Origin of the sequence: Clostridium thailandense (assembly GCF_019207025.1) — a bacterium.
Lineage (GTDB): Bacteria > Bacillota > Clostridia > Clostridiales > Clostridiaceae > Clostridium_AM > Clostridium_AM thailandense.
This window is the reverse complement of the sequence record NZ_JAEEGC010000135.1, coordinates 1-25,190: the sequence shown is the minus strand read 5'-3', so window position 1 is coordinate 25,190 and position 25,190 is coordinate 1. Positions and strand designations below refer to the sequence as shown.

The 25,190-nt window shown below is 29.1% G+C and carries 23 protein-coding genes and 2 riboswitches; of the genes, 2 read left to right on the top strand and 21 right to left on the bottom strand.

Annotation, left to right across the window (positions count from 1 at the left end; genetic code table 11):
- Positions 1-31: 31 nt before the first annotated feature.
- The 14 genes from I6U48_RS22890 to I6U48_RS22825 form a co-directional block, all read right to left on the bottom strand.
- On the bottom strand, positions 32-865 hold the full coding sequence (locus tag I6U48_RS22890; protein WP_246615506.1) for a hypothetical protein: 834 nt from the start codon (positions 863-865) through the stop codon (positions 32-34).
- A 10-nt stretch (positions 866-875) separates the two neighbouring features.
- Positions 876-2,351, bottom strand: a complete 1,476-nt coding sequence (gene pilM / locus I6U48_RS22885; RefSeq protein WP_218322804.1) for a type IV pilus biogenesis protein PilM — start codon at positions 2,349-2,351, stop codon at positions 876-878.
- A 30-nt stretch (positions 2,352-2,381) separates the two neighbouring features.
- Positions 2,382-3,575 carry a type II secretion system F family protein gene (locus I6U48_RS22880; RefSeq protein WP_218322803.1) on the bottom strand — a complete coding sequence of 398 codons (1,194 nt, stop codon included), beginning with the start codon at positions 3,573-3,575 and terminating at the stop codon, positions 2,382-2,384.
- A 37-nt stretch (positions 3,576-3,612) separates the two neighbouring features.
- Positions 3,613-5,292, bottom strand: a complete 1,680-nt coding sequence (locus I6U48_RS22875; RefSeq protein ID WP_218322802.1) for a GspE/PulE family protein — start codon at positions 5,290-5,292, stop codon at positions 3,613-3,615.
- Between the two features lie 121 nt (positions 5,293-5,413).
- Positions 5,414-5,932 carry a prepilin-type N-terminal cleavage/methylation domain-containing protein gene (locus I6U48_RS22870; protein ID WP_218322801.1) on the bottom strand — a complete coding sequence of 173 codons (519 nt, stop codon included), beginning with the start codon at positions 5,930-5,932 and terminating at the stop codon, positions 5,414-5,416.
- Positions 5,933-6,068: 136 nt separating this feature from the next.
- On the bottom strand, positions 6,069-6,818 hold the full coding sequence (locus tag I6U48_RS22865; RefSeq protein WP_218322800.1) for a prepilin peptidase: 750 nt from the start codon (positions 6,816-6,818) through the stop codon (positions 6,069-6,071).
- A 68-nt stretch (positions 6,819-6,886) separates the two neighbouring features.
- A riboswitch (cyclic di-GMP riboswitch) is annotated at positions 6,887-6,968 on the bottom strand.
- Between the two features lie 195 nt (positions 6,969-7,163).
- Positions 7,164-7,586, bottom strand: a complete 423-nt coding sequence (locus I6U48_RS22860) for a GtrA family protein (RefSeq protein WP_218322799.1) — start codon at positions 7,584-7,586, stop codon at positions 7,164-7,166.
- Positions 7,567-8,547: a glycosyltransferase family 2 protein gene (locus I6U48_RS22855; RefSeq protein ID WP_218322798.1), complete on the bottom strand. Its 981-nt coding sequence runs from the start codon at positions 8,545-8,547 to the stop codon at positions 7,567-7,569. The genes I6U48_RS22860 and I6U48_RS22855 overlap by 20 nt, the downstream gene beginning before the upstream one ends.
- A gap of 129 nt (positions 8,548-8,676) precedes the next feature.
- Positions 8,677-10,767 (bottom strand): cellulose biosynthesis cyclic di-GMP-binding regulatory protein BcsB, encoded by a 2,091-nt coding sequence (locus I6U48_RS22850; protein WP_218322797.1) that lies wholly within the window; start codon positions 10,765-10,767, stop codon positions 8,677-8,679.
- 11 nt (positions 10,768-10,778) lie between these two features.
- On the bottom strand, positions 10,779-12,029 hold the full coding sequence (locus tag I6U48_RS22845; protein ID WP_218322796.1) for a glycosyltransferase family 2 protein: 1,251 nt from the start codon (positions 12,027-12,029) through the stop codon (positions 10,779-10,781).
- Between the two features lie 17 nt (positions 12,030-12,046).
- The gene (locus I6U48_RS22840; RefSeq protein WP_218322795.1) at positions 12,047-13,381 is read right to left on the bottom strand and encodes a DUF2334 domain-containing protein; all 1,335 of its coding nucleotides are present in this window, start codon (positions 13,379-13,381) and stop codon (positions 12,047-12,049) included.
- Positions 13,371-14,222: a diguanylate cyclase domain-containing protein gene (locus tag I6U48_RS22835; protein ID WP_218322794.1), complete on the bottom strand. Its 852-nt coding sequence runs from the start codon at positions 14,220-14,222 to the stop codon at positions 13,371-13,373. Before I6U48_RS22835 ends, I6U48_RS22840 begins: the two co-directional genes overlap by 11 nt.
- Complete coding sequence (locus tag I6U48_RS22830; protein ID WP_218322793.1) at positions 14,192-15,694, bottom strand: YfdI family membrane protein; 1,503 nt, start codon at positions 15,692-15,694, stop codon at positions 14,192-14,194. Before I6U48_RS22830 ends, I6U48_RS22835 begins: the two co-directional genes overlap by 31 nt.
- 16 nt (positions 15,695-15,710) lie before the next feature.
- Positions 15,711-16,445, bottom strand: a complete 735-nt coding sequence (locus I6U48_RS22825) for a class I SAM-dependent methyltransferase (protein ID WP_218322792.1) — start codon at positions 16,443-16,445, stop codon at positions 15,711-15,713.
- Positions 16,446-16,659: 214 nt separating this feature from the next.
- Between I6U48_RS22825 and I6U48_RS22820 the strand changes: the two genes are divergently transcribed.
- On the top strand, positions 16,660-17,256 hold the full coding sequence (locus I6U48_RS22820) for a thioredoxin domain-containing protein (RefSeq protein WP_218322791.1): 597 nt from the start codon (positions 16,660-16,662) through the stop codon (positions 17,254-17,256).
- Between the two features lie 63 nt (positions 17,257-17,319).
- Positions 17,320-17,404: riboswitch (cyclic di-GMP riboswitch) on the bottom strand.
- 235 nt (positions 17,405-17,639) lie between these two features.
- On the opposite strand, the gene groL is transcribed toward I6U48_RS22820, so the two are convergent.
- Positions 17,640-19,268, bottom strand: coding sequence for a chaperonin GroEL (gene groL / locus I6U48_RS22815; protein WP_218322790.1), 1,629 nt, complete (start codon positions 19,266-19,268; stop codon positions 17,640-17,642).
- 58 nt (positions 19,269-19,326) lie between these two features.
- On the bottom strand, positions 19,327-19,611 hold the full coding sequence (gene groES / locus I6U48_RS22810; RefSeq protein ID WP_218322789.1) for a co-chaperone GroES: 285 nt from the start codon (positions 19,609-19,611) through the stop codon (positions 19,327-19,329).
- A 317-nt stretch (positions 19,612-19,928) separates the two neighbouring features.
- On the opposite strand from groES, the gene I6U48_RS30535 reads away from it, so the two are divergent.
- The gene (locus tag I6U48_RS30535) at positions 19,929-20,588 is read left to right on the top strand and encodes a TIGR01906 family membrane protein (protein WP_376774593.1); all 660 of its coding nucleotides are present in this window, start codon (positions 19,929-19,931) and stop codon (positions 20,586-20,588) included.
- Between the two features lie 6 nt (positions 20,589-20,594).
- Here I6U48_RS30535 and I6U48_RS22800 read toward each other — a convergent pair whose 3' ends face one another.
- The 5 genes from I6U48_RS22800 to I6U48_RS22780 all read right to left on the bottom strand — a co-directional run.
- On the bottom strand, positions 20,595-21,305 hold the full coding sequence (locus I6U48_RS22800; RefSeq protein ID WP_218322787.1) for a TVP38/TMEM64 family protein: 711 nt from the start codon (positions 21,303-21,305) through the stop codon (positions 20,595-20,597).
- A gap of 145 nt (positions 21,306-21,450) precedes the next feature.
- A complete protein-coding gene (locus I6U48_RS22795) occupies positions 21,451-22,938 on the bottom strand; it encodes a 4Fe-4S dicluster domain-containing protein (protein ID WP_218322786.1) in 1,488 nt (495 codons plus the stop codon).
- A 220-nt stretch (positions 22,939-23,158) separates the two neighbouring features.
- On the bottom strand, positions 23,159-24,070 hold the full coding sequence (locus I6U48_RS22790; protein WP_218322785.1) for a DNA-3-methyladenine glycosylase family protein: 912 nt from the start codon (positions 24,068-24,070) through the stop codon (positions 23,159-23,161).
- 23 nt (positions 24,071-24,093) lie between these two features.
- Positions 24,094-24,501 (bottom strand): C-GCAxxG-C-C family (seleno)protein, encoded by a 408-nt coding sequence (locus I6U48_RS22785; RefSeq protein ID WP_218322784.1) that lies wholly within the window; start codon positions 24,499-24,501, stop codon positions 24,094-24,096.
- A 257-nt stretch (positions 24,502-24,758) separates the two neighbouring features.
- The coding region (locus I6U48_RS22780; protein ID WP_218322783.1) for an FAD-dependent oxidoreductase at positions 24,759-25,190 on the bottom strand (432 nt) is incomplete at its 5' end.

The following is a 25,190-nucleotide window of genomic DNA, read 5'->3' as shown; positions in this document are numbered from 1 at the left end:
TTTACTAAATTGATAACTTTTTTCCAATAGCTTACTTAAACATATCTGCAATACTACTAAATCCCTCTTTTTGACTATCATAAAATTCATAGTTATTGGGTATATTCTCTTGACTGCCCTTATCATCTTGTATATATTGATAAAAAATAATTTCTGCTGACAGTTGATTTACCAGATTATTTTTTTGAGATGTATTTGATTGTTTTTTGCCTGTTTCAGTTAAATTAGCATTATTTATAGAAAGCTGGTTTTGTATATTATTACTGTTTTGAGTATTTCCCTGGTTATTAGACCCTATAGATAAAATATTATCTTCTATGGAGGAAATACTGATGCTCTTTATATTAAGCATTCTTTTTGTAATAACCCCTAAGTTTTTAATAAAACTCTCTACATTTCCTTTGTCTCCTGTGATCTTTAGATCTATTGTAAGAGAATAGAATTTTTGATTATTTTGAGTATCTTGTTTGTTTATATTATTGCTACTATTGACATTATTGTTACCATTACTATTGCTGCTAACATTTGGGTTATTGGAGCTGTTATTATTTCCTAGCAGCTGAAATGAAATATTTTGCCCAGTTACTCCGTATAGCTTACATCCATTGTAGAAATCATATATAAGTTGAGGTGTATCTATTTTAACTGGAACCATATTGTCAAAATTTGCAGTTTTCTGCTTAAGCTTTTCCAGTTCCTTTTTTTTAGTATCAATAGTCTGCTTTTTAGCTTTAATATCACTTAATTTTTGTTTTTGAGCCATATATTTGTTTCTAGCTTGATTCACACTATTTAATTCATTTTTTATAAAATACGTATAAATAACATAATTAACACCTACAAATAATATTGATATTAAAATCATTAAATCCCTCTTATTTTTCTCCACTTTTATCCTCGCCTTTATATGATTTTATCATCTTTAGATTAAGGTTAACCTCCTTTACGTTATCATCAAGATTTACTTGTGGAAGTTCAACCGTTTCAAATATATTCATTTTATTTAAAGCTACAACAATCTTAGCTGCATCTACAGTTTTGTTATTTATATTAAATGTAACATTTACATTGTCTTTGTTCATAGTAATATTTTTTATAGATACTTCATTAGACAATCCTTTTCTTATGGTATCCAGTAAACTCATATAATCGAACTCATCATTCTCCATTTGCTGCATATCTTTAACTTTATCTTCATATGCTTTCTTTTCTTTATCCAGGTTATCTATATCATTTTGCACACTTCCAAGAACAGCTATTTGTGCATCTATGTCAGCTGTATTATATTTTGACAAATTAACCCTTGTATATATGAGTACTGCCGCTATTAAAACAATTGTCATTAAAGAAAATACGCCTATTTCTATTTTAATTAACTTATTAGGAGATGTTTCCTTTTTATCTTTTCTATATAATTTATCTACAAAATCTATCTTCTTATTATATATATTTTTTACTGGTATAACATATCCAAGTATATCAGCATATATATTTCCATCCACAATACTATCCTTAACTAGCTTTGATGCCTTATCATTGAATCCTATATCAGTTTTTACGGAAATCTGTTTGCCAATAAGTTCGTATAAATTTAAGTTATCATAAAACTCACCTAAAAGATATACTTTATCTACCCTATTTCCAAAATGCCGTGTGGAATAAAAATTCAAGAAATAATCGATATTTTCTATGATATCGCTAAATTCAACTTCATCTTTTTCATAATTTTCATTTGAAATATTAGAATAGAGAAATATTTTTGCTTTGTCTAATATAGTTAAAGTAGACTTTCCACTGTTAACATCTATAACTGCTATGCTATTACTAATTTCTTCTAAAAACATATTTGATATATACTCAGGATATATACCTACGGTTTTAGGAATGAGTCCACAATATTTTATAAACTCTAATATTTCTTTTAGCTTTATTCTTGGAAGAACTACCAACATGATAGCCATCTTACCATCCTTACCTTGCTTATCTACAGACATAATTTCATAATCATAACAATATTCATTCATAGTAACAGCAAAGTATTCTTCTACATTATTTTCTATAAAACTTTTCAATTCTTTTTTATTCATTACAGGAGTTTCTATAATCCTTGTTATAATACTATCCCAATTCAATACTACTCCTATGTTTTTATTTCTAATCTTAAATTTCTCTTTAAGCTCTTTAACCTTATTTAAGTTATATTCATCAGCATAAGGTTGTCCTCCTGAAATAAATTCATTTCTCGAATTTATCCTCACTACTTTTTTTATTTTTATCTTATTCATTGTTTTTGATACAACAGCCACATCTGCATAGTTATCTTTAAAACTAAATATGATTTTGGAAGACATTTAACTACCTCTTTTCACTATATATTGCTGTTATTTCACTCCTTGAGTCATTTGCATTATTGGCAAAGCTATACCTAATATGGCCACACCTACAACTAATCCTATAACTAAAGTTAAAACAGGTTCTACTAAAGACATAAGTCGTCCAATACCAGTTTCTACCTTCCCATCATATATATCTGCTAATTTAAACATCATTTCATCAAGCTGTCCAGTTTCTTCACCTACTTTTAACATCTGCGTCACTAGTGGTTCAAAAATTTCTTCATTTCCAATGGAGTCCGCAAACTTTGCTCCAGCAATAAGCTCATTTTTAGCTTTTTCTATTTTTTGTGATATAAATTCATTTCCCACAATCAACTTTAAGTTATCCAATACAATCACAATAGGAACTCCAGACTTCAAAAATATCCCCATACTCCTTGTAAATCTTGATGTGATAATATCTAATTTAACTCCTCCAAGAATAGGAGCTTTTAAAGTTATCTTTCCTAAGATATAAGAAAACCTCGGAATTGTACTTGCATATTCAAAAAAAACTATTGTAATAATTGTAATTGAAATCATTAATAAATAATTGTTATTTAAAAAGTTCATGATTCCCAGAACAAATATTGTTATAGCAGGAAGCTTCATATCTGCAAACAAATCTTTTATTTGTGGAAATACAAAAAAATTAAAGAACAGCATCATACCTATTGCTACAACAAAAATTAATATGGGATATACAGAAGCACTTCTAATCTTATTCTTTATATTGGCCTCTCTTTTATAGAAATTCTCCATATTATATAATATAGTATCTACGTTTCCGCTTGTTTCACCAGTCATAACCATATCTGTCAATATAGTTGGAAATTCCCCGCAATTTTTCATGGCGGCAGCTAAATTATTTCCTTTCTTTATCCCCTCAAGTATTTCTAAAATGATTTCCTTCATTCTCTTACTTTTGGTCTGTTCTTCCATTATTTCTAGTCCTGTGATAAGACTTACTCCAGAACTTAGAATCATGGCAGTTTGTCCACAAAAGTTTGCTAAGACTTCATCATTTAGTTTTTTACTTAAAAACTTATACTTATATAAGCCTGTTTTCTCTTTTACATATATTATTTTTAACCCTTTACTCTTTATATTCTCCACTGCATCTTCAAGATTATCTTCCTCTATTTCTTCCTTGACTATTTTAAATTCATCATCCCAAGCCTTGTATACAAACTTTTTCATAATGATATTCCTCTAAAATTTAATAGTTAGTATAAAATTAAATAATATCTCCATAGGTTACCCTTAGCATCTCTTCTGTAGTAGTTTCTCCATTTAAAACCTTATTTATACATGACTTTCTCAGAGTATTCATGCCATTTTTAATGGCTAATTTCTCAATTTCACTTTCAGTAGAATTTGCATCTATTAGATTTTTAATACTTTTATCTATTTCAAGTATTTCGAATATACCTATTCTTCCTTTATAGCCTGTATCATTACATAAACTACAGCCTCTACCTTTTCTTAATTTCACGGGACTATCCAATCCAAGTAGTCTCATCTCACTCTCATCACTCATATATTCCTCACCACAATTAGGGCATACTTTTCTAACTAGTCTTTGAGCAATTATACCAGTTAAAGTAGAGGATATAAGAAAAGGCTTTATATCCATGTCTAATAGTCTGCTTATAGTTCCTACTGCATTATTAGTATGAATAGTTGATAAAACCGTATGTCCTGTAAGAGCAGATCTTATTGATATTTCTGCTGTTTCATTGTCTCTTATTTCTCCTACAAGAATTATATCAGGGTCCTGTCTAAGTATACTTCTTAATCCATTAGCAAAATCAAATCCAATTTTTGTATTTACTTGCATTTGATTCACGCCTTTTAAATTGTATTCTACAGGATCTTCTATAGTAATTATATTTTTCGACACATTATTTAATACATTTAATATAGAATATAGAGTTGTAGTTTTACCACTTCCAGTAGGTCCGCATACCAATATTATACCATACGGATTCGATATCAGTCTGGTTATTTTTAGCAGTTCATAATTTTCTAGTCCAATCTTTTGAAGCTCAATGGAAAAATTACTTTTATCCAATAATCTCATTACAATTTTCTCTCCTAAAATTGTTGGGACTGTAGAGACTCTTATATCCATTGTTCTATGTTTAATCTTAAAATTAATTCTACCATCCTGAGGAATTCTATTCTCTGCTATATTTAGATTAGCTAGTATTTTTATTCTGCTTATTACTGGAGAAAGCATACCTATATCCGTTCTCATAATTTCCCTCAAAGTACCATCTACCCTGAATCTAACTCTCATTTCCTTTTCATCTGGTTCTATATGAATATCGGAAGCATTATATAAAATCGCATTCTCAATTATAGAATTTAAAAATTTTATAATTGGCGCCGCAGCATCATCATCTAGTATTTCCTCTTCTCTTTCAGATCTTCTGTTAGCAAAATTTTTAGTATAATTTTGCGCTGCTTCCTCAGCTCTGCTTTTTCCATAGTACTTTTCAATATTATCTAATAAACTATCTCTCAATGCAATAGCAGTTTTAACATTATAACCTGTAGCTATTCTTATATCCTCTATAGCGAAGTAATTTAATGGATCACTCATAGCTACAAGTAAAAACCCATTCATGATGTCTATAGGAATAGCCTCGTATTTTTTAGCAACACTCACTGGCATAATGTCTATAATCTCCTGTCTTACATTAATGTTATCTAAATTAACTAATGGTATTCCAAGCTGCTGCTTTATGGCATTTACTATTTGTTCATTAGTAGTAAAGCCCTTACTTACAAGTATTTCACCAAGTTTTTCACCGGTTTCCTTCTGTAAAATAAGGGCTTTTCGTAGAATCTCTTCTGTTATAACTCCTGCATCTGTTAGAATTTCTCCTAGACGTTTTTTTACTTTTGGCATTAAGGTTCACCTCTTTAGTTTATATAATTTATCTTATACTTTTATACTCGATAGAAAGGATTAAAACTTACATAATATAATTAAAATAGAGAACACGAAAAACCCATGTTCTCTATTTACACTATTTAATTATAAACGCTTGTGTTGGTGTTTTGCCATTGTCTAATCCATAAATTCTATAGCCTGTTGTATATACTTCAATAACCACCTCACCAGCAATACTACCGGTTGATGGAACTGTTATTGTTGAGGGGTCTGTTGTTGGTAACGATGCTGGTGTCGTCCCTCCAGTTTCATCAACAATCAATATTGAAGCTTTAGTATTATCGAAAGGGTTTATAAGTTGTTCGCTTGTTGAAGTACCTGTAGGCACATTTGTTGAACTTAAATTAAAGGCACCTTGAACTGCAGTCGCCATATTAGTACTTGATAAATAAGAATTAGCGCCTCCATCGTTAGTAACTTTAGTTTCTAAATAAGCCCTTACAGTATTTACATTAGTAATAACTCCTGCATTTTTTGACTGATTCTTAAATACTCCTGACTTAGGAATAAGTACCACAGCTAATATAGCAATAATAGCCAAAACAATCATAAGTTCAATTAAAGTAAAACCTTTTTTCTTTTTTAATAAGTTCATAAAACCCCATCCTTTCCTTAATTTTAATTAAAAACTAAACAGTGCTCTTTTTCTATAAAATTCAAGTTAACAAATGTTAACTTAATTTAACTAAATATGTTCTACACCATCTCCTGCTAGCAAAACTTTAGTTTGTCTACAGATACCAATTCAAAATACTTTGTCCAAAAAACAAAGTAACAACTGAAGCTATTACGATAAATGGACCAAAGGGTACATAATCTTTCCTTGACTTTTTTCCTGATAGAATAAGTAATATCCCTATAATCGATCCTATTATAAAGGACAAAAACAACACCAAAGCAGTATACTTAATTCCAAGAAACAAGCCACAAACCAAACATATTTCTACATCTCCCCAGCCCATGCCCCCTTTTGTTATTAGGGCAATTATTGCTAAAACTCCAGCTCCCAAAAGTCCACCAAACACATAACCTTTTATAGGCAGCCCCATATAAATGTATATTACTAAAAATACACAAGCAGCAATTACCCCTACAACTGTAGTTTTAAAATATATATCTGTGGTTTCGAGATCTATCATTCCTACAACAATCATAATACTTATAAATGTTATATACTTCAAAAGATTTATACCTATTCCATATTTAATATAAATCATTAAATATAAAAAGCCTGTAACAAATTCTATAAGAGGGTATTTAATTGATATTTTCTCTCCACAATGTCTACATCTTCCCTTTAAAAATATATAGCTAATAATAGGAATTAAATCATACCACTTGATATAATTATTGCAATTTGTACAGTGTGAAGGTGGATAAGCAATAGATTGTTCGTTAGGTATCCTGTATATGCATACATTTAAAAAGCTTCCTACTACAGTACCTAATATAAATACGACAACAGCATAATATGTACTCATAACAATCCTCATTATTCTTTTAAAAATAAAACCCTATATTAATAAATTTATAAAATCTCATAAACTTATCAATATAAGGTGGGTTGCATCATTAACTCCATACACACCAGATGCCCAAATACAGTATGTACTTCATGGTTTCCCTTTCGATTACATAATCTAGTTTCATTTTATCACCCTGCTAATTAAAATTCAATATGTTATAACTTACAATTTTTACAAATTTATATTAAAATGCTATTTTTAAGTTTTGCTATTATAAATTAAGTTGGATTTTAACTATTAAATATACATTCTCTAACTTACTTTTTCAATTAATGTCTTAGCTAAATTATTTAAACAAACTTATTTTTTATCTATATTTCTAAATACAACCTTTTTACTAAACAAATAATTTAATATAATTACCACAATACTAACAAATATTTTGCTATAAAACTTATTAAAATGAAACACTTCTATTAAAAATATCATCCCAAAGAAATCAAATAAAAAAGTAGTTATTCTTGTTATTGAAAATTTCACAAATTCTTCTAATACTTTTATATTTGTATTAGTTTCACTATAGAAAACCCATTTTTTATTAGTTATGTATGCAAATATAATAGACAAAATAAAAGCAATGACATTACTTGTAATATAATAAACATTTCTATCTATTAATATTTTATAGACTATTATATTTACTACTGTAGTTAATACACCAAAAATGCCATATGAAACTATCATTTTTAAATTATATTTACACTTAAATTTTTTCGCTAACATTTTCAGCTTCCTTCTCTTTTATATCATTTCCTTCATTTATCCCTATAGTTTTGTTTATAACAAACAAAGGCCTATTTTTAACCTCTTCATATGTTCTTGCTGTGTACTCACCAATAATGCTTATCTGCATCATAATAACACCTGAACAGAATAAAATTATTGTAATCAATGAAGTCCACCCTGCAACTGGTTTTCCAGTTGCTATTTTAAATATAATCCAATAAATTATACTAAAAAAACTAAACAAAGCCATAAATAATCCAATTATATTAAACACCTTTAATGGCTTATATGAAAAAGAAATTACAGCATCTATGGCTAACTTCATTAATTTTGTAAGATTGTAATTGGTTTCTCCAGTATTTCTAGGCGGCCTATCAAACTCGACATAAGTAACCTTAAAGCCAATCCAATGAGTTAATCCTCTAAAAAACCTATTATGCTCTTTAAGCTTATTAAACTCATTTACAACATTTCTACTCATAAGTCTATAGTCTCCAGTATCAAGAGGAATTTCAATATTGCTAAAATACCTTAAAAACCTGTAAAATAACTTTGAAGTAGCTTTCTTTATGAGGGTTTCCTTTTGTCTTTTTTTTCTCTTAGCATACACTAAGTCATATCCCTCTAAGTATTTGCAATACATATCTTTGATAAGTTCTGGAGGGTCTTGTAAATCTGCATCCATAATTACTACAGCACTTCCACTTGCATAGTTTAATCCTGCTGTATTTGCCATCTCATGTCCAAAATTTCTTGAAAAATCAATAAGCTTTACTTGTGAATCCCTGTTGCATAAGCTTTCTATCTTATCTACTGTATTATCTTTACTGCCATCATTAACAAATATAATTTCATATTTATCAGTAATGAATGGTAGAATATTATTCAATCTATTATATAGAGGTTCAATATTTCCTTCTTCATTATAGGAAGGTATTACAACACTTAGATCTATCATAAAAATTCTCCTTCTTCATTATTTATTATCTTACTTTACCTTTTTCAATAATACCTTGATGTTAATGATTGGTTATAAAAATATTATTTATAAAATTAGATTTAATTAACTCGTGCTATATTACTATATTTATTTAAATTTTTTATATTTATAATAATATAATGCTGTTGCTACTGCACTAAATACTAGAAATAAACCTACAAATCCGAAAAATATTTTTCCATTAGCCTCCATAGATTTAAATTTTTCGTATAAGGATTTGGTTCCATCTTTTTTAAATTGAAAAGTTTTTATGTTACCAAAATTATCTATTATCACAGAATCTCCTAAAAGCTTTGAAATCTGATTTGTAGAGGATAAAAATATCAGCGACTTCAAAAGCAAATCTTCTTTAGGAGATGTCAATACCAAAATAGCTTTTTCTTGATTATATGGTGATATATCAAATTGAAAAACTGATATATTTGATTCATAAGGCGTAGTTAAGTATAGTTTTTCATTTCCTGTAAAAGAATTATAATTACTATTATATTTAAACCATAACTTAGAATTTAAGTCCTTAATAACTTTATTTCGTTGTGGTGTACCATACACTATTAGATTCATATTATTGTATTTATTAGAAAAGTTTTTTTCTTCTACTACTTCTAAAGTTCCACTATTATAGTCTACATCTCTGCCCATATATGAGAAAACTTTGCTTATTCCTTCAATTTCATTTTCAGACAGATTCTCTGGAACTACAACTGCTACATTATTAAATTGTCTTTCTGAAACAAAAGGTTGAGGGTAGTTATCAAATTTATAAAAACCAAGCTTGTTATTAGGCATATAAACATAAGAATCACCAGTTACAAGTGCCCAAGGCATTTCCTCCTGTCTAAATTCACAAGTTGAATTTAGCTGTTCTAGATCAAAAGCAATTTTTATATCTATATAATTTGACATTTTGATATCTATTGGTATAGGTAATTCCAATTGATCTCCGTTAGCCAGGTCTTTGTCTAACTTTTTGCTACCTATAGGAGTTCCATTTATATATACAGTTAATAAAGACCGATTAAAGTCTAGATTTTGCGAATATCTTACAAATAGCTTTATTTTAGCCCCATTAGATAAAACTCTATTTCTAGGAAGGCTGTAAGTTAATGATCCACTTTGCCTGAAAGGTCCTTTTAACTGCATTTCGTTTAATCCTAAATCCTTAAAAGTGAGATTCAACTTTGCTTCTGGTAATGAACTTTCTACCTTCACATTCTTATCTACTTTAAAAGTATCTACATTGATTTGACTGACTAAATTTTTATTCATCAACAGCTTTATGGATTTTATCAGCATATTTCCATTTTCACTTACTATTGCCATTAATTTATTATTTTCATTAAAGGGGGATTTGTCTTTCCTTATTATAGCGTATTCATTATAATTTTCTTGTGTAAGTTGACTATACAAAGATTTAACCTTATCAGGTAAATTGCTGAATCCACCTATATATATAACATCTTTATCATTTGGTATTGAAGAGTATTTAACAATTACCCCATTGTAATCTCCACTTTCATTTACTTTTCCTAGATAAGCCTGAAGCATAAGTGCAGCAGTCAATTCTTCCTGTTTATAGTTATCTGGAATAGCTATTACTGCATTGTATTGTTCTCCTTCGTTAACTTTAATAAAAGGATAGGAAAATTCAGATATGTTGTTTGTGCTCTCTTTATCTATAAATCCCATCGATATGCTTGAAGTTCCTTTTAGTGTTATCCAATTTCCATTGTTAACATCATCTGTACACGGCTCATCTGATATTCTACAATAGGTCTCTACTTTAAACTCATTTATTCCTTCTTTAATTAATGCTATCGGTATAGATACTTTAACATTTTGCAATTCCTCTGCATCTTTATAAAACACTTTGGAAGAGTAAAAAGAAGTTCCATTTATCGAAAATGTAATTGTTGCATTCTGCTTATCAGTAATTAATTGACTTATACTAAAAACCACATTAGCCTCTAACGATTTGACAATTGAATATTTGTTTATATTAAAATATAAAGAGTGAGATGAAAATACTCCTTTAAAATTAACATCACTTCCTAAAGTAAAGTTTTTATATCTTATGTCATTAGGAGCAGCATTTACCTTTAAACAACTAAATCCAATATTTATAGCAAATATTATTAAAATTACTAATGCATATCTTGAATTCTTTTGTCCTTTCATCATCTTCCTCCTTAAAATCTTTCTGTCTTATACCACTTTACCTCCCTTTTAAAGATGGTATCCTTAACAAAATTATAAAAGCCTAAAGCTGCTACTATACCCCAAAGTTTACAATAAGTAAAATACATTATTAGTACTACTAAAAAATTGCCAAAATTTAATTCTCCTTTTTCTGTAGATATAGCAACAAAAATAGATAAACAAAATACATTGTAGGCCATAAGCCATAATATAATGCTATAACCTGCTATATCAAGTTGTATAGCCTGAGCTAATCCTAATATAAATAGCATGTCCGAAAATATTACTGCCGATAGAAAAAAGAAGTATATTAAAACATAATAGAATACATCAAATCTACTTACTCCGCCTTCTTTAGTAAAAATATATTTGAGGTTTTTAGCAACTACATATATATTTCCCTTTGCCCATCTTCCTCTCTGTTTAAACCATACCTTTAAAGTCTGAGGTTCCTGTTCCCAAGTTACTGCCAACGGCATAAATTTTATCTTATAGCCCATTCTATATAGTCTGAAACTTATCTCTGTATCTTCTGTTATTGCCTTAGAGTCCCATCCTCCCATTTCCTCAATCAAGCTTCTTCTAATTACAAAATTAGTTCCTGGTATAGTACAAAGATTCAATAATTGCCATCTTCCTGCTTGAGCCATCCATTGAAATGTTAGAGTCTCAATATTTATAAACTTAGTAAGGAGATTCTTCTTTCTGTTTCTACATCTAAACTTTCCTATAACCGCCCCTAATTTTTTATCCTTTAAAATGGTTTGTACTAGATATATCAAAGCTGTTTTTTCCGGAGTATTATCAGCATCATAAATCACCAAAAATTCTCCCTTACTTTTTCCAAATCCGATATTTAAGGCATTAGATTTTCCCTTTCCTCCAGTAATGTTATCCGTATTTATTACTACTAAATTTCTGTTAGGATTTTTCTTCTGTATTTCACTTAATATCTCTGAAGAATTATCACTAGAGTTATCATTTATAATTATAATTTCATATTTATCTTCAGGATACTCCAACTCTAATAAAGATTTTACGGTTTTTTCTATTACTACACCCTCATTGTGTGCCGGAACCATAATCGAAACAAAAGGATACTCCTTTAAATCACTTTTCATTTTAATTTTTAAAGTTTTAAGATAATAAATATATCCCCCTATTACTAATACTACATTAAGAAATATTGTTATCCATATAATAACCAAAGAATATATAAGTAAAAAATCAAATATATTCATAATCGAATCTAGCCCCTCTACTTAAAGAATTTTTTTCTTTCTATTCTTCTACTTATTAAAACAATTATAAAAAAAACAACACATACTCCAATTGTTATTTTTATTATACGTCCATTTGCATTTCCTATATCAATAGCTTCTATTTCACCACTGTTTCCCTGTGATGAAGCTTTTGAACTGCTATTTTGCTCATTTACCACTTCATTATTTAATAATATATTAGAATTTTCACTTCTCAGCTCAATTCCTCCAAGCTTCATTGTAGTATTTAGAGATTCTACATCATTAAAGGAAATTCTTTTATCTATAATATGCTTTATTCCAGCTTTAAAACTATCAAATTCTAAATCTGAATTGAAACTAAAAGCAGCATCATAAGTAATTTGAGATGGCTCATAGATATAATCGTTAGTAATATCTATTTTATCAATTACTTTATCAAAACCATCTATAGAATATTTTTTAAAGTCAATAACTCCTATATTATTATCTTTTTCAATAAAAATATTATTGCCGCAATGAACTAACTCCTTATAATCTTCCTTATATAAAAGACTTTCCGGTATATCAATTGCCACAGGATAAACTCCATATTTTATATAAATTTGTTGTGCTAAACTCATTTTATCTTGTACATCTTTTCCTGGTATATCATTACCCTTCATAATTGAAGAATGTAATATTATTTTTCCACCTTTACTTTGTGCATATCTTAATACTTCACAAAAACGTTTCATAGCATCAAAATCCTGATTTTCATAAACTGGCATTACACTACATATAAAAGGAATTCCTTGATCATATAAAAAATCTATCTTTTTAATAAACTCTCCAAGATCTACGAATGGATATACTTCATCAATTAACAAATATACACTTTGTTTATCCCATTCCCTGTCATTAATAACCTTATAAATATCTTTTCTTAAAACATTATAACTTTCATCCTTTGAAGAAAAATTAGATATATACTTAATATTTTGTTTATTTTCTAAAAGCTTATCAAAATTTTTTCCAATCCAAACTATTCTCCCCTTAAATCTCAGTAGATCCTGAATAAACCCATCGGGTAATTCAGATGAATTATTATATAATACAAATAAAAATTTATATTTATCAATCGACTCCTTAGAATAAGAGTCTATGTTTACTATATCTACTCCATTTCCAGTACCTAGAATTGTCTGAACTAATAAATTTAATTTATTTTCTTCTAATCCAAATTCTTTATAAGAATCATATATAATTAAAACCTTATTTTCTTCTGCTCTTACTTTTACCCCATTAAACGCAAATATCGATATTGATATTAACAATATTAATATTTGTATTTTTTTTATCTTAGACATCATAGTCTATTTCCATCTCCGCTCTAGCTACAAAATCCATCGCATCCTTAATATCATTATTGTAACTATAATACCCCACTTGTATCTCTAATTTTAAGCCTTTAAATAAGCTATTCTTATCTAAATTTATTCTTTCCACATTTTCCTTAAATCTTTTTTTCACTACTTCACATCCACTTTCATCAGAAATAAGTATAAATGCAAAGGTACTTTCCTCATTAAGAATATATTTTCTGTCTTCAAGTCTCAAGGAATCCTCCAAAATTTCAGAGCACTCAGTAATTATTTCCTTAAAAAAATCTTTACCCACAATGCTTTTAAGTTTTCTACTATATTTAAATCTAACCAACATAATTGCAACTGGTATCTTGTGTCTCTTACACATATTCATATATATAGGAATCTCATTAAAAAGAGCCGAAGAATTCCTTATTCCAGTTGTTTCATCTATCATTACCAAATTTTTATTATCTGTATTAGCTTTATTTAATTGAATCTGAAGTTCTAATATATATCTTGCTAAAACAGTAACTACTACTGCAGCTATTGGTATTATAATAACCCAATAATATACTCTTATATCTACTGCAACACCTTGTACAATGTTTCTATAAAGCCTATAACTAGCATAACCAAAATCTACAACTAAAACTGATATTAAAGAAAAAGTTATATTAGTATAATAACTTATAAGTGCTACTATCATAGCTAATGTCAACATTATATAATTCTCATAGTTTCCTTGAACTGTAATATACTCAAAGGACAAGCATATAACGAAAAAATAAGTTATAAATAGTGTCATAAATATATCTATTTTTTTCCTATAATCTTCAATCCCCATTTTTTCTTTTCCTTCCCATGCATATAACAATTTTTTTCATATATATTTTCAATAATTAAACTGGCTGAATATAAAAGCATAATATCAAAGCTCACATTAAACATAAATACATGCTTTGCAAGATCTCCATCCCCTACTCCTATTACAGAAATAAATATCTGAGACACTCCTACTAAAAACACATATAAGAAAGCTTCTTCAAATAGCTGTGAATCCATATCCTCATTTTTTCTTGCAATAAGATATCTTTTTACAGCAAAATAAAAGTATATTCCAAAACCTAATACAGTCAAAAACGTGTTATGTGGTATGTACCTTTCTTTTATTGTACTCCACAGAGAAAAAAAATAGGATTGCTGCTCAAAAGCTTTTCCTTCTCTTTTCTCATAGTTTCCTAAGACCCTAGGTCTAATAGAATAACCATTAACCACACCAAAATTCACCATTTTTCCAAGTATTCTGGGATTCTTCAAATAGAAAACTATTATACTTAAAACAGAATACTTACTATAGAATTCTTTTTTTAATTTATCACTATTAGGATCTATAACTGGCAGCTTGTTAAACCCTACAGTTTCCTGAAGCATAGAATATTGAGTATTTATATTGAATTGATTTAGTATTTCATCTGGTTTCCACTCATAAAGAAGAATTCCACGAGTCATTGCATAATATCTATTTATATAATCAAAATCACCAGATATGGATCTATAAAAATATAAGGAAGAAACTATGATAGTCATTATGCATGCTAGAGCAATATACCTAAAGCTTCTTGTTCTATTAGCCATAAATAATCTTAATAACACAAAAGCAACTAAGAGCCCTACAGGAGAAAGCTGTTGTTTTGATCCTATAAAAATTAGAGAAACTAAAAAGAACATAATCAGATTTAGTATGCTATACTTCTTAAATTTATACATATATAGCAATATACCTAGACTTAATAAGAAAAAGCTTAAATTTACAGCTTCACCAAAGAAAGAGTTAAAATAAGCTATATATCCAGTATCACAAAACACAAAAACAAACAAAGCTGTAAATAAAAGTTTAAACTTATTTGACTTTATATTATAAGTTAATGCTGTCACTATAAGATAAGCACTAATTGCATATACTACAACATATAAGAAAGCCAAAAACCTTATATCGAATACATAATCTCTAGTTATAAGTTTGTCTATAAAAACTGCCGTCTTGACTAACATAGGTTGTGTAGATATTACCATTTTGGGGTTTTCATTATTATATTTATAAATACCATAATTCTTGTCAAAATACCCTAGGAAAGTATGTGCATTATCACCTTGCAAATAGTAGACATTGCTTTGACTAATTATACGGAAAAAATCCCCGTTATCAGCCATACCAACTATAGGCCTCACAAACAAGGTGAGTGAACATATGAATATAACCAAAACAGTGGCCAGAATTCCACAATTTACATTTTTAATGACAAATTTAAATTTCATAACAAACTACCTTTTATTATTCAAACTTTTTTACTACTGCAATTATAGAAACACCAAAATACATGTTAAAAAATCTTAATATATATTTTTCAAAAGAAAAGATACTTTCTAACATAAGATTAGACAATCTATTAGGCATTTCAGCATCTGAACCTTTTTCAATCTTGAGCAATCTATGAATTTGTCTGATAATAAATATAGGCAAAAATAATATGCTATTATAATACGAAATCTTCTCTACTTTAAATCCGGCGCGTAAAAACTTTCCTTTTAGCTCACTTAATGTATATCTCCTTTTATGCTGATGTACAACATCATGATTGCTCCATAAACTCATATACGCTGGTACTGTAATCACACAAATACCATTATCTGTTAAGTGTTCTCTTAAATCCATAAGTGCACCTTCATCATTCTCTATATGCTCAATAACATCTAAAGCTACAATTACATTGAAGTAATTTTTATTGTAGGGTATATTCCCTGGCATATATCCTTGCTTAACTTCACCGTCAAATATAAGTTTACTAAACTTTATTGCTTCCTCAGAACAATCCATACCATATATCTGTCCAAATTCTTTTAAATCATTAAGCATAAGACCACTACCACATCCAGCATCTAATATTTTGTTATTCTCATCGTAATTTACATATTTTCTTATTATAGATAATACAATTTTCTTTTTAGCAACAAACCACCAATGTTTACTTTCCAACTCATAAAGTTCCCTATATAATTGTTCCTGCATAACTCACCTCATCCTTTATTTTTGTATTAATTCCCTTTATAACAATATATAAAAATCTTTATTTTTTATACAAATAATTATCCCCCATTAATTTCTTATCAAAATAGTTTGCATGCTATTTTGTGTGTAAATAAAAAATATATACCTCCACAAAATTTTATGTTGCAAATAATCTTTTTCTGATATACAAATTATATTAAGGGAGTGATTTTTAATGAAGAAAATATTTTTATTCTTTTGTATTTGGAATTTTATTTTTTTATCAGGATGTACAAATAGCGTAAATACCAAAGACAGTAGCACGAAAAATTTAGAAAGAAAGCTAGCTTTTATAAATTATAACGAAGGGTACAGTTTTGGCAATACTCAAAATGCTCAAGTAGTCATAGTTGAATATTCAAGCTATGAATGTAAAGATTGTAGAAATTTGCACAAAAATATTGGAACCACTTTAAAAAAATATGTTAAAAGCGGAAAGCTATTATACATATATAAACCTGTTGATCATCCAAAATTTCAAAATGATGAAAAAATAAATAAATATTTTGCACCAAAAAGTCTGGATGACATTGAAAATATTTTTGATAAGTTCGATTTATATTCAAAAAAATCTTATGAAACAGTGAAAGCTGTTCTTAATTTAAAAGAAGAAACAGTTCCAAATTACGAAACTATGAATAAAGCTATCGAAAATGAACTCACTTCTGGAAATATAACCGGCACTCCAACTATATATATAAATGGAATAAAATACAAGAAGGTGTTTACTGAACAGGAGTTTCAAAAACTTCTAGATTCATATATAAAATAATTTTATTTATGTTAAAACAAAACCCTATATTCATAAATTCTGTAAATACATAACTAAATTCATGAATATAGGGTCGGTTGCATCACTTACTCCATACATACCATCGATGCCCAGTTATCGTATGCATTTCATTGTATCCCTCATATATTAATAATGACACTATTTTAGCATCATTTGCCTACGAAGTCAATATGTTTCATCATTGAGCTAATAATTCCAGTATATATTAAATATATAAATATTAAATTATTTATACAGATTTTTTTCTCAAAGGAATTTCTCCGTCAAATTATTTTCTTTGCTGAACATACAATAGTAAAAGCGTTATGTCTTCAATAACATAACGCTTTTACTATTTAGTTTATGCTTTATGGTTCAGAAAATTAGTACATTCCGTCCATGCCCATTCCTGGTCCGCCTGGCATTGGAGCTGGATTCTTTTCTGGAATATCAGCTACTGCTGATTCTGTTGTTAAGAATGTTGATGCTACTGATGCAGCATTTTGTAAAGCTGATCTTGTAACCTTAGTTGGATCAACGATACCAGCTTTGATCATATTTACATATTGATCATTTAAAGCATCATATCCAGTTCCTGTTTCACTGTTCTTAACTTTTTCTATTATTACTGAACCTTCAACTCCAGAATTAAATGCTATTTGTCTTACTGGTTCTTCTAATGCTTTTTTGATTATGTCAATACCAATTTTAGCATCTGCAACATTTGAAGTTAATTTTTCAACTTCTGGTATTGCATTAATGTAAGCTGTTCCACCACCTGGAACTATACCTTCTTCAACAGCTGCTTTAGTAGCTGCTAGAGCATCTTCTATTCTAAGCTTTCTTTCTTTTAATTCTGTTTCAGTAGCAGCACCAACCTTGATTACAGCTACTCCACCAGCAAGCTTAGCAAGTCTTTCTTGTAATTTTTCTCTATCAAAATCTGATGTAGTTTCTTCTATTTGTCTCTTTATTTGAGCTACTCTATCATGGATAGCATTCTTGTCGCCTTTTCCATTTACTATTGTAGTGTTTTCTTTAGAAATTTTAACTGAGTCAGCTCTTCCAAGCATTTCAATTGTAGTTTCTTTTAAGTCTCTTCCTAATTCTTCTGATATTACTTGACCACCAGTAAGTGTAGCTATGTCTAAAAGCATTTCTTTTCTTCTGTCACCAAAGCCTGGAGCTTTTACTGCTACGCAAGTAAACGTTCCTCTTAATTTGTTAACAACTAAAGTAGCTAATGCTTCGCCTTCTACATCTTCAGCTATTATTAATAATTTCTTTCCTTGTTGTACTATTTGCTCAAGTACTGGTAATATATCTTGAATATTTGATATTTTCTTATCAGTTATTAAAATATATGCATCATCTACTGAAGCTTCCATTTTTTCTGTGTCAGTTACCATATATGGGCTAACATATCCTCTATCAAATTGCATACCTTCAACAACATCTAATTCAGTTCCCATGGATTTAGATTCTTCAACTGTGATAACTCCTTCGTTTCCAACCTTCTCCATAGCATCTGCAATTAATTTACCTATTTCTTCATCAGCAGCTGATATTGCAGCAACTCTTGCTATATCTTCTTTTCCTTCTACTGGTCTTGAAACCTTTTTGATTTCTTCAACAGCTTTATCAACAGCCATTCTTATACCTTGTCTTATAAGCATTGGGTTAGCACCAGCTGTAACATTTTTTAATCCTTCTCTTATTATAGCTTGTGCAAGTAATGTAGCTGTAGTTGTTCCATCACCAGCTACATCGTTTGTTTTTGTAGCAACTTCTTTAACAAGTTGAGCTCCCATATTTTCATATGGATCTTCTAATTCTATTTCTCTTGCTATAGTAACACCATCATTAGTTATAAGTGGTGAACCAAATTTCTTATCAAGTACAACATTTCTTCCTTTTGGTCCTAATGTTATTTTAACAGTATTAGCAAGTTTATCAACACCTGCTTGCATTGATCTTCTAGCTTCTTCGCCAAATAAAATGCTTTTTGCCATAAATAAAACCTCCCTACGATTTCGTATTAAATTTACGTTTTAAGTCTTGTTTAGTCTACTATTCTATTACAGCTAATATGTCGTCTTGCTTTAAGATGATGTACTCAGTAGCATCCATCTTAATTTCATTTCCAGCATACTTGGAGAATAATACTTTGTCTCCAGCTTTTACTTCCATCTTAACTTCTTTTCCATTAACTAGTCCGCCAGGTCCTACTGCTACAACCTCAGCTTCTTGTGGTTTTTCCTTTGCAGTTCCCGGTAATACTATACCGCTTTTTGTAGTTTCCTCTGCCTCAATTCTTTTAATAACGACTCTGTCACCAAGTGGTCTAATGTTCATTTAAACCCCTCCTTAATTTTATATGTTATATTTAAAATCATTTTATTAACTTTGTTGTTAGCACTCATCACTCTTGAGTGCTAATACAATTATTATAATAATTAATTGTATTTACATTTTCAAATTCTAATTTTCAACTTAATCTATTATAAATGGCCAAATAACCAAATAGTGTTAGAATAAATAGATTTTTCTCTTCATTTCTACTAATTTCATTATTACACTACTATAGTGAAATATTTAATATTAATCACACACCTATATTATTTTCCCATTTTGTTGGTTATAATACCAATATAGACATATTTTTTAATATAATGAAAGGAATGATTGATATAAGCAAATTATTTAAGAGCCTTCTGCAAATACTATTCTCTATATCACTATTTTTGTTTATTTTAACTTTATCTATTAAATTTACCCTTAATTTTAGACCCTTATATTATTTTGATATAAATTATTTACATATTGAAAAGTATACAAGCTTAGGTAAAAATGAAATAAAATCAGTCTATGATTATTTAATATACTATGTAAATACAACTAGACCTATAGAATTCAAAATTCCATTTTTGCCTTCATCCGTGGAAGGTATGACTCATTTTGTTGAAGTGAAAAAACTTTTTTTTAAACTTAATTTCATTTTGTTGTTTTCAATGCTTTTGACTGCATCTTCAATGTATTTTGGATTTAAAAACAAAATTTTTTTATTTTTAAAATGGTGCTCTAATTTTACTTTTTCTATTTGCAGCCTACTTTTAGCTGCATTTTATTGGAATTTCGACAGATTATTCACCTATTTCCATGAGTTATTATTTAATAACAACTATTGGCTTTTAGATCCTAAGACAGATCCAGTTATTTCTCTATTACCTGAAGAATATTTTCTGCATTGTGCTATACTCATTCTTTTACTGATAGTATTCTTGAATATTGTAATTAGAATATTGTACATAAAATTAAGAGATGATAAATAATTTCTATTACTCATCATCTCTTGCATATCCTTTTTTCATAAAGCCCTTTATTATCTTTTCTCCTTTAAAGACTCCTACTACGAATAACACTATAGATATTATCGCTATCATAATTAATAATGTTCTATTGCCGCCATTAATCTTTGCTCCGAAATAAGCCGATACCAAAATACCCGGAATTCTTCCGACTGTTGAAAATACTATGAAATCCTTAAAATTTATATTAGAAATGCCACATATGTATGCTAGTGCATCCTTAGGTATTCCTGGAATGGCATAGAGCAAAAGCACAATGATATTTATATTTCCCAAATTAAGTATTCTATCAAAAAATTTAATATCTTTTTTGGAAATTATCATATTTATTAGCGGCTTACCATAATGACGTGAAAAGCCATATGCCAAGGCACTTCCTAAGGTTATTCCTATGATAGATAAAACACTTCCCCATAAAGTACCGAATATGTATCCTCCTGCTATCTGTATTATTTCTCCAGGAATAAAGAACGCTACTACTTGAAGTACCTGTAACCCTATATATACGAGCATACTATAGCTTCCATAAGACATAATTATATTTTTAACTTCATTGGGATCTTTTAAAGTATTAAAATATTTAGCATAATATTGATACGCTACAAATACCAAGAAAATGCCGACTAATATAAGCATAATATAAGATTTATATTTTGATAACTTATCATAAAATTTTTTCATTTTACTTCCCTCTAAACAGTAATTTATCTATATAGTATCTTACAATTTTATCAAAGTAAACCTTCTTTCTTATAAAACACATAATAGAACTTATGAAAAAATAAGATGGAACAAAAATTCCATCTTAAATAAATCTCAATTTCTTTTATCTTTCTAGGTTTGTTTCATCAAACTTAGATAAGTTTCCATTTGAAAGAACAGATTTTTTAGTAGATAACCCACTAAACTTGGCTAATAGTCCCTTTGATTTCATCATGGAAACAATTGCCGCAGGACCGCCTATGCAGCCACCTTCACACATCATTCCTTCGATAAAGTTACCCGTCAATCTTCCTGCCTTAGCCATAGTCATAGTTCTTTTAATTTCATCCATTCCACTTGCCTTTACAGGTTTAAATTCAATTTCTACGTTTTTTTCTTTTATATAATTCTCTATTGCCGCAGTAAGTCCTCCCCCTTGAGCAAAGCCTCTTCCAAATGAAGAAGCATCATCAACAGGTAATTCTTCACACTCTTCTGGGTCTACATCAAAAGCTCCCATTAGTGCTAACATTTCATCAAAAGTCATAACATAATTTACTGCATCTTTTATTGATTCTCTGAGGACTTCAGTCTTTTTAGCTGTACATGGTCCCACAAAAACTACAACTGCATCCTTGTCTTTTTCTTTTATCATTCTTGCTGCAGCGACCATTGGTGATACTGTTCCTGATATATTTAAGGCTTGATCTGGGAACTTCTTTTCTATATAATTCATGAATCCAGGACAGCATGAGTTAGTCATATATTTATCGCCTTTTTCCATTCTTTCCACAAATTCATTTGACTCATGAACAGTTACGGCATCCGCTCCACAGGCCGCTTCTACCATACCTTCAAAACCTAATTTTTTAAAAGCACCTTTTACTTTTTCTACTGATACTTTAGGCCCGAACTGTCCAGCTATTGCTGGCGCTACTATGGCATACACCTTTTCTTTACTCATCAATGCTTTAACAACATCGGTTATATAACTTCTATCTGATATAGCACCAAAAGGACATGCTGCCATACAAGCTCCACAATTTATACATTCTTCCTTCTCTATCACTGCTATTCTATTAGCAGGATTAATATCTAAAGCTCCTGTTGAACATGACCTCTTACATGGTCTCATTACTTCTGCAACTGCATTATATGGACATACTTTTTTACACATTCCACATTCTTTGCAAAGCTCTTGATTTATATATGCTCTCCCTGTAACCCTTGATATTGCATTAGCCGGACATACTTCCATACATTTATGTTCAATACATCCTCTGCAAGCTTCAGTTATGTTATATTTATCTATAGGACATTTATCACAGGCTGCTGCTAATACATGTAAGATCTGTCCATCGTCCTCAATTTCCGTTAGCTTCGATTCGACTCCTTGATTTGGTATAAATCCTGCAGCTAAAGTTGCCCTTTCATAAACAATTGCTCTTTCTTTATAAACACAGCATCTATATTCTGCTTTATCGCCAGTTATAACCTTAAATGGAACTTTCTCTAATTCTTCTTTACTTATTCTATTTTCTTTAGCCATAGTTGCTACTTCTTTTAAAACTAAATATTTAAGTTTTTTTAGTTGAGTTTCAAATTTTATCATTTTATATCTCCCTTCCGTAAATATAGCACAATATATTTTAATGCAATTTTGAATTATTAAATTTATTTTTATAATACAGCTTATTTTATCTTTATTAATCAACCACTTAACCATTATAACAGATATTTTTAAAAAATGTAACAGTTTTTTAATGCCAAAAAAAGTTTGTTATAATTAATATCTTTATAACAAACTTAAATTATATATAGCATTTTTATAATTATTCCACACTTATGTTATTTTCCCTAGCATAATAAAATAAGTATTGTTGAGCAAATCCAGACAGTTCACCAAATTTATTTATTCCGAATTCTCTTATTTTCTTCAATGACACGTCCGGAGCTAAATAAAAATAATGCATTGCTCTCTTCACCCAAACATCTACAGGGAATGCTGAATATTTTTGCATAGAAAACAGCATTATGCAATCAGCTACCTTAGGCCCTATACCCATATACTTTTGTAATTCTCTATGGCATATGTCATCTTCTTGTTCTTTTATCCAATTAATATCAAACTTTTCATCATATTCATCATCTTTATTTATTGTATTATTATAAATCTTATCTACAGTATTTTTTATATATTTAGCTCTAAATCCTGTTCCACATTTCTCTAAATCCTCTTCTGTTGCTTTACTCAACTGCTCTATAGTAGGAAAAGCAAAATATTTTTGTCCTTTATATTCCAATTCATTTCCATATTTTTCACTTATTTTCCCAATAGCCTTCTTTATCATCGGAATTCTATTATTTGCAGATATTATAAACGAAACTGTTAATTCAAAAGGATCCTGTCTTAAAAGCCTAATTCCATGACCAAATTTCACAGATTTTTCTAAAATGGAATCCTTACTTAGTTCACCTTTTATGTCCGAATAATCCCTATACAAGTCAAAATAATTACTCCATATATTTTTAAAATCTTCCTCACTTGTGTTATATATTATTACATCTTTTTTTTGTTTCTCTACTTCTATTACTCTGTCGAAAGCCACGCCTATATAATTCCCATTTTTTTGCTTATTCCATCTAAAACATTGTCCACATTCAAATATGTGATCCAACTCAAAATTCCTAACATCCTTTATTAATACACCATTTTCTAAATCTTCTACATAATTAAAATCCATATTTTTACCTCCTAGTCGGAGAATTATTTTGACTTTTCTCTTGTAACAATCTCATCTAATATCTCTGCTGCAGTATCTACAATGACACTACATTTACTTTTTTCTGTTCTAAATTTTTCTTTTAACTCTTTACAATTATTTGTTTCAAGCTTCTTTTCAAACTTCTCAAAGAATTCTTTTGAAAGTTCCTTAATTCTATCACTTTCATGTGCTTTTTCCTTAACAAATAGTATACCTAACACAGCCAACGAACCAGAAACTGCTCCACATACACTTTCAATTGCCATGCCACCGCCAAAAGCAGCCATTGATTTCAATGTATTCTTATCCAACTCCAAATTATACTCCTCATTAGCCGCATATATCATAGTCTCTGAACAGCTTAAATTATATTCCTCATCATAATATTTTTTCACTTTTTCTAATAACATATTCTTCACCCTCCAATATTTTTAATGTAGCATACTATAATTTTACAACATTTTACCACATTATTGAATAACAACTTTTATAAATTTATATAACAATTTTTAATCTATAGAGTAAAAAAGCTGTATCATTTTTATAGATACCTACACCAGAAAATTGACTTATACTCAATAATGTGTTTCCAAAGCTGAAAGCACATATAAAAATTTGTAAGTCAACTTTCGGCCGTTGGCCTTTATAACCATGATACAGCATCTAATTATTTTTTACTTAAAAATTCATCAATAGCCTTTGCAGCCTTTTTACCTGCACCCATAGCAAGTATTACTGTAGCAGCTCCTGTCACTGCATCTCCACCAGCATATACTGCCTGTCTTGAAGTAAGTCCAGTTTCTTCTTCTGCTACTATACATTTGTGCTTATTAATATCTAAGCCCTTAGTTGTTGAAGAAATTAATGGATTTGGTGAAGTTCCAAGTGACATTATTACAGTATCTACATCTAATACAAACTCAGAACCTTTAATTACTACTGGTCTTCTTCTTCCCGATGCATCTGGCTCTCCAAGTTCCATTTTTACACACTTCATCCCTTTAACCCATCCATTTTTATCACCAATGATTTCTGTTGGGTTTGTAAGAATATCAAGTATTACCCCTTCTTCTTTTGCATGATGTACTTCTTCTACTCT

What these genes read in the sequence shown, in the direction of transcription:
- I6U48_RS22890 (WP_246615506.1), bottom strand. Translation starts at nt 865, where the DNA reads ATGATTTTAATATCAATATTATTTGTAGGTGTTAATTATGTTATTTAT.
- pilM (WP_218322804.1), bottom strand. Translation starts at nt 2,351, where the DNA reads ATGTCTTCCAAAATCATATTTAGTTTTAAAGATAACTATGCAGATGTG.
- I6U48_RS22880 (WP_218322803.1), bottom strand. Translation starts at nt 3,575, where the DNA reads ATGAAAAAGTTTGTATACAAGGCTTGGGATGATGAATTTAAAATAGTC.
- I6U48_RS22875 (WP_218322802.1), bottom strand. Translation starts at nt 5,292, where the DNA reads ATGCCAAAAGTAAAAAAACGTCTAGGAGAAATTCTAACAGATGCAGGA.
- I6U48_RS22870 (WP_218322801.1), bottom strand. Translation starts at nt 5,932, where the DNA reads ATGAACTTATTAAAAAAGAAAAAAGGTTTTACTTTAATTGAACTTATG.
- I6U48_RS22865 (WP_218322800.1), bottom strand. Translation starts at nt 6,818, where the DNA reads ATGAGTACATATTATGCTGTTGTCGTATTTATATTAGGTACTGTAGTA.
- I6U48_RS22860 (WP_218322799.1), bottom strand. Translation starts at nt 7,586, where the DNA reads ATGTTAGCGAAAAAATTTAAGTGTAAATATAATTTAAAAATGATAGTT.
- I6U48_RS22855 (WP_218322798.1), bottom strand. Translation starts at nt 8,547, where the DNA reads ATGATAGATCTAAGTGTTGTAATACCTTCCTATAATGAAGAAGGAAAT.
- I6U48_RS22850 (WP_218322797.1), bottom strand. Translation starts at nt 10,767, where the DNA reads ATGAAAGGACAAAAGAATTCAAGATATGCATTAGTAATTTTAATAATA.
- I6U48_RS22845 (WP_218322796.1), bottom strand. Translation starts at nt 12,029, where the DNA reads ATGAATATATTTGATTTTTTACTTATATATTCTTTGGTTATTATATGG.
- I6U48_RS22840 (WP_218322795.1), bottom strand. Translation starts at nt 13,381, where the DNA reads ATGATGTCTAAGATAAAAAAAATACAAATATTAATATTGTTAATATCA.
- I6U48_RS22835 (WP_218322794.1), bottom strand. Translation starts at nt 14,222, where the DNA reads ATGGGGATTGAAGATTATAGGAAAAAAATAGATATATTTATGACACTA.
- I6U48_RS22830 (WP_218322793.1), bottom strand. Translation starts at nt 15,694, where the DNA reads ATGAAATTTAAATTTGTCATTAAAAATGTAAATTGTGGAATTCTGGCC.
- I6U48_RS22825 (WP_218322792.1), bottom strand. Translation starts at nt 16,445, where the DNA reads ATGCAGGAACAATTATATAGGGAACTTTATGAGTTGGAAAGTAAACAT.
- I6U48_RS22820 (WP_218322791.1), top strand. Translation starts at nt 16,660, where the DNA reads ATGAAGAAAATATTTTTATTCTTTTGTATTTGGAATTTTATTTTTTTA.
- groL (WP_218322790.1), bottom strand. Translation starts at nt 19,268, where the DNA reads ATGGCAAAAAGCATTTTATTTGGCGAAGAAGCTAGAAGATCAATGCAA.
- groES (WP_218322789.1), bottom strand. Translation starts at nt 19,611, where the DNA reads ATGAACATTAGACCACTTGGTGACAGAGTCGTTATTAAAAGAATTGAG.
- I6U48_RS30535 (WP_376774593.1), top strand. Translation starts at nt 19,929, where the DNA reads ATGAAAGGAATGATTGATATAAGCAAATTATTTAAGAGCCTTCTGCAA.
- I6U48_RS22800 (WP_218322787.1), bottom strand. Translation starts at nt 21,305, where the DNA reads ATGAAAAAATTTTATGATAAGTTATCAAAATATAAATCTTATATTATG.
- I6U48_RS22795 (WP_218322786.1), bottom strand. Translation starts at nt 22,938, where the DNA reads ATGATAAAATTTGAAACTCAACTAAAAAAACTTAAATATTTAGTTTTA.
- I6U48_RS22790 (WP_218322785.1), bottom strand. Translation starts at nt 24,070, where the DNA reads ATGGATTTTAATTATGTAGAAGATTTAGAAAATGGTGTATTAATAAAG.
- I6U48_RS22785 (WP_218322784.1), bottom strand. Translation starts at nt 24,501, where the DNA reads ATGTTATTAGAAAAAGTGAAAAAATATTATGATGAGGAATATAATTTA.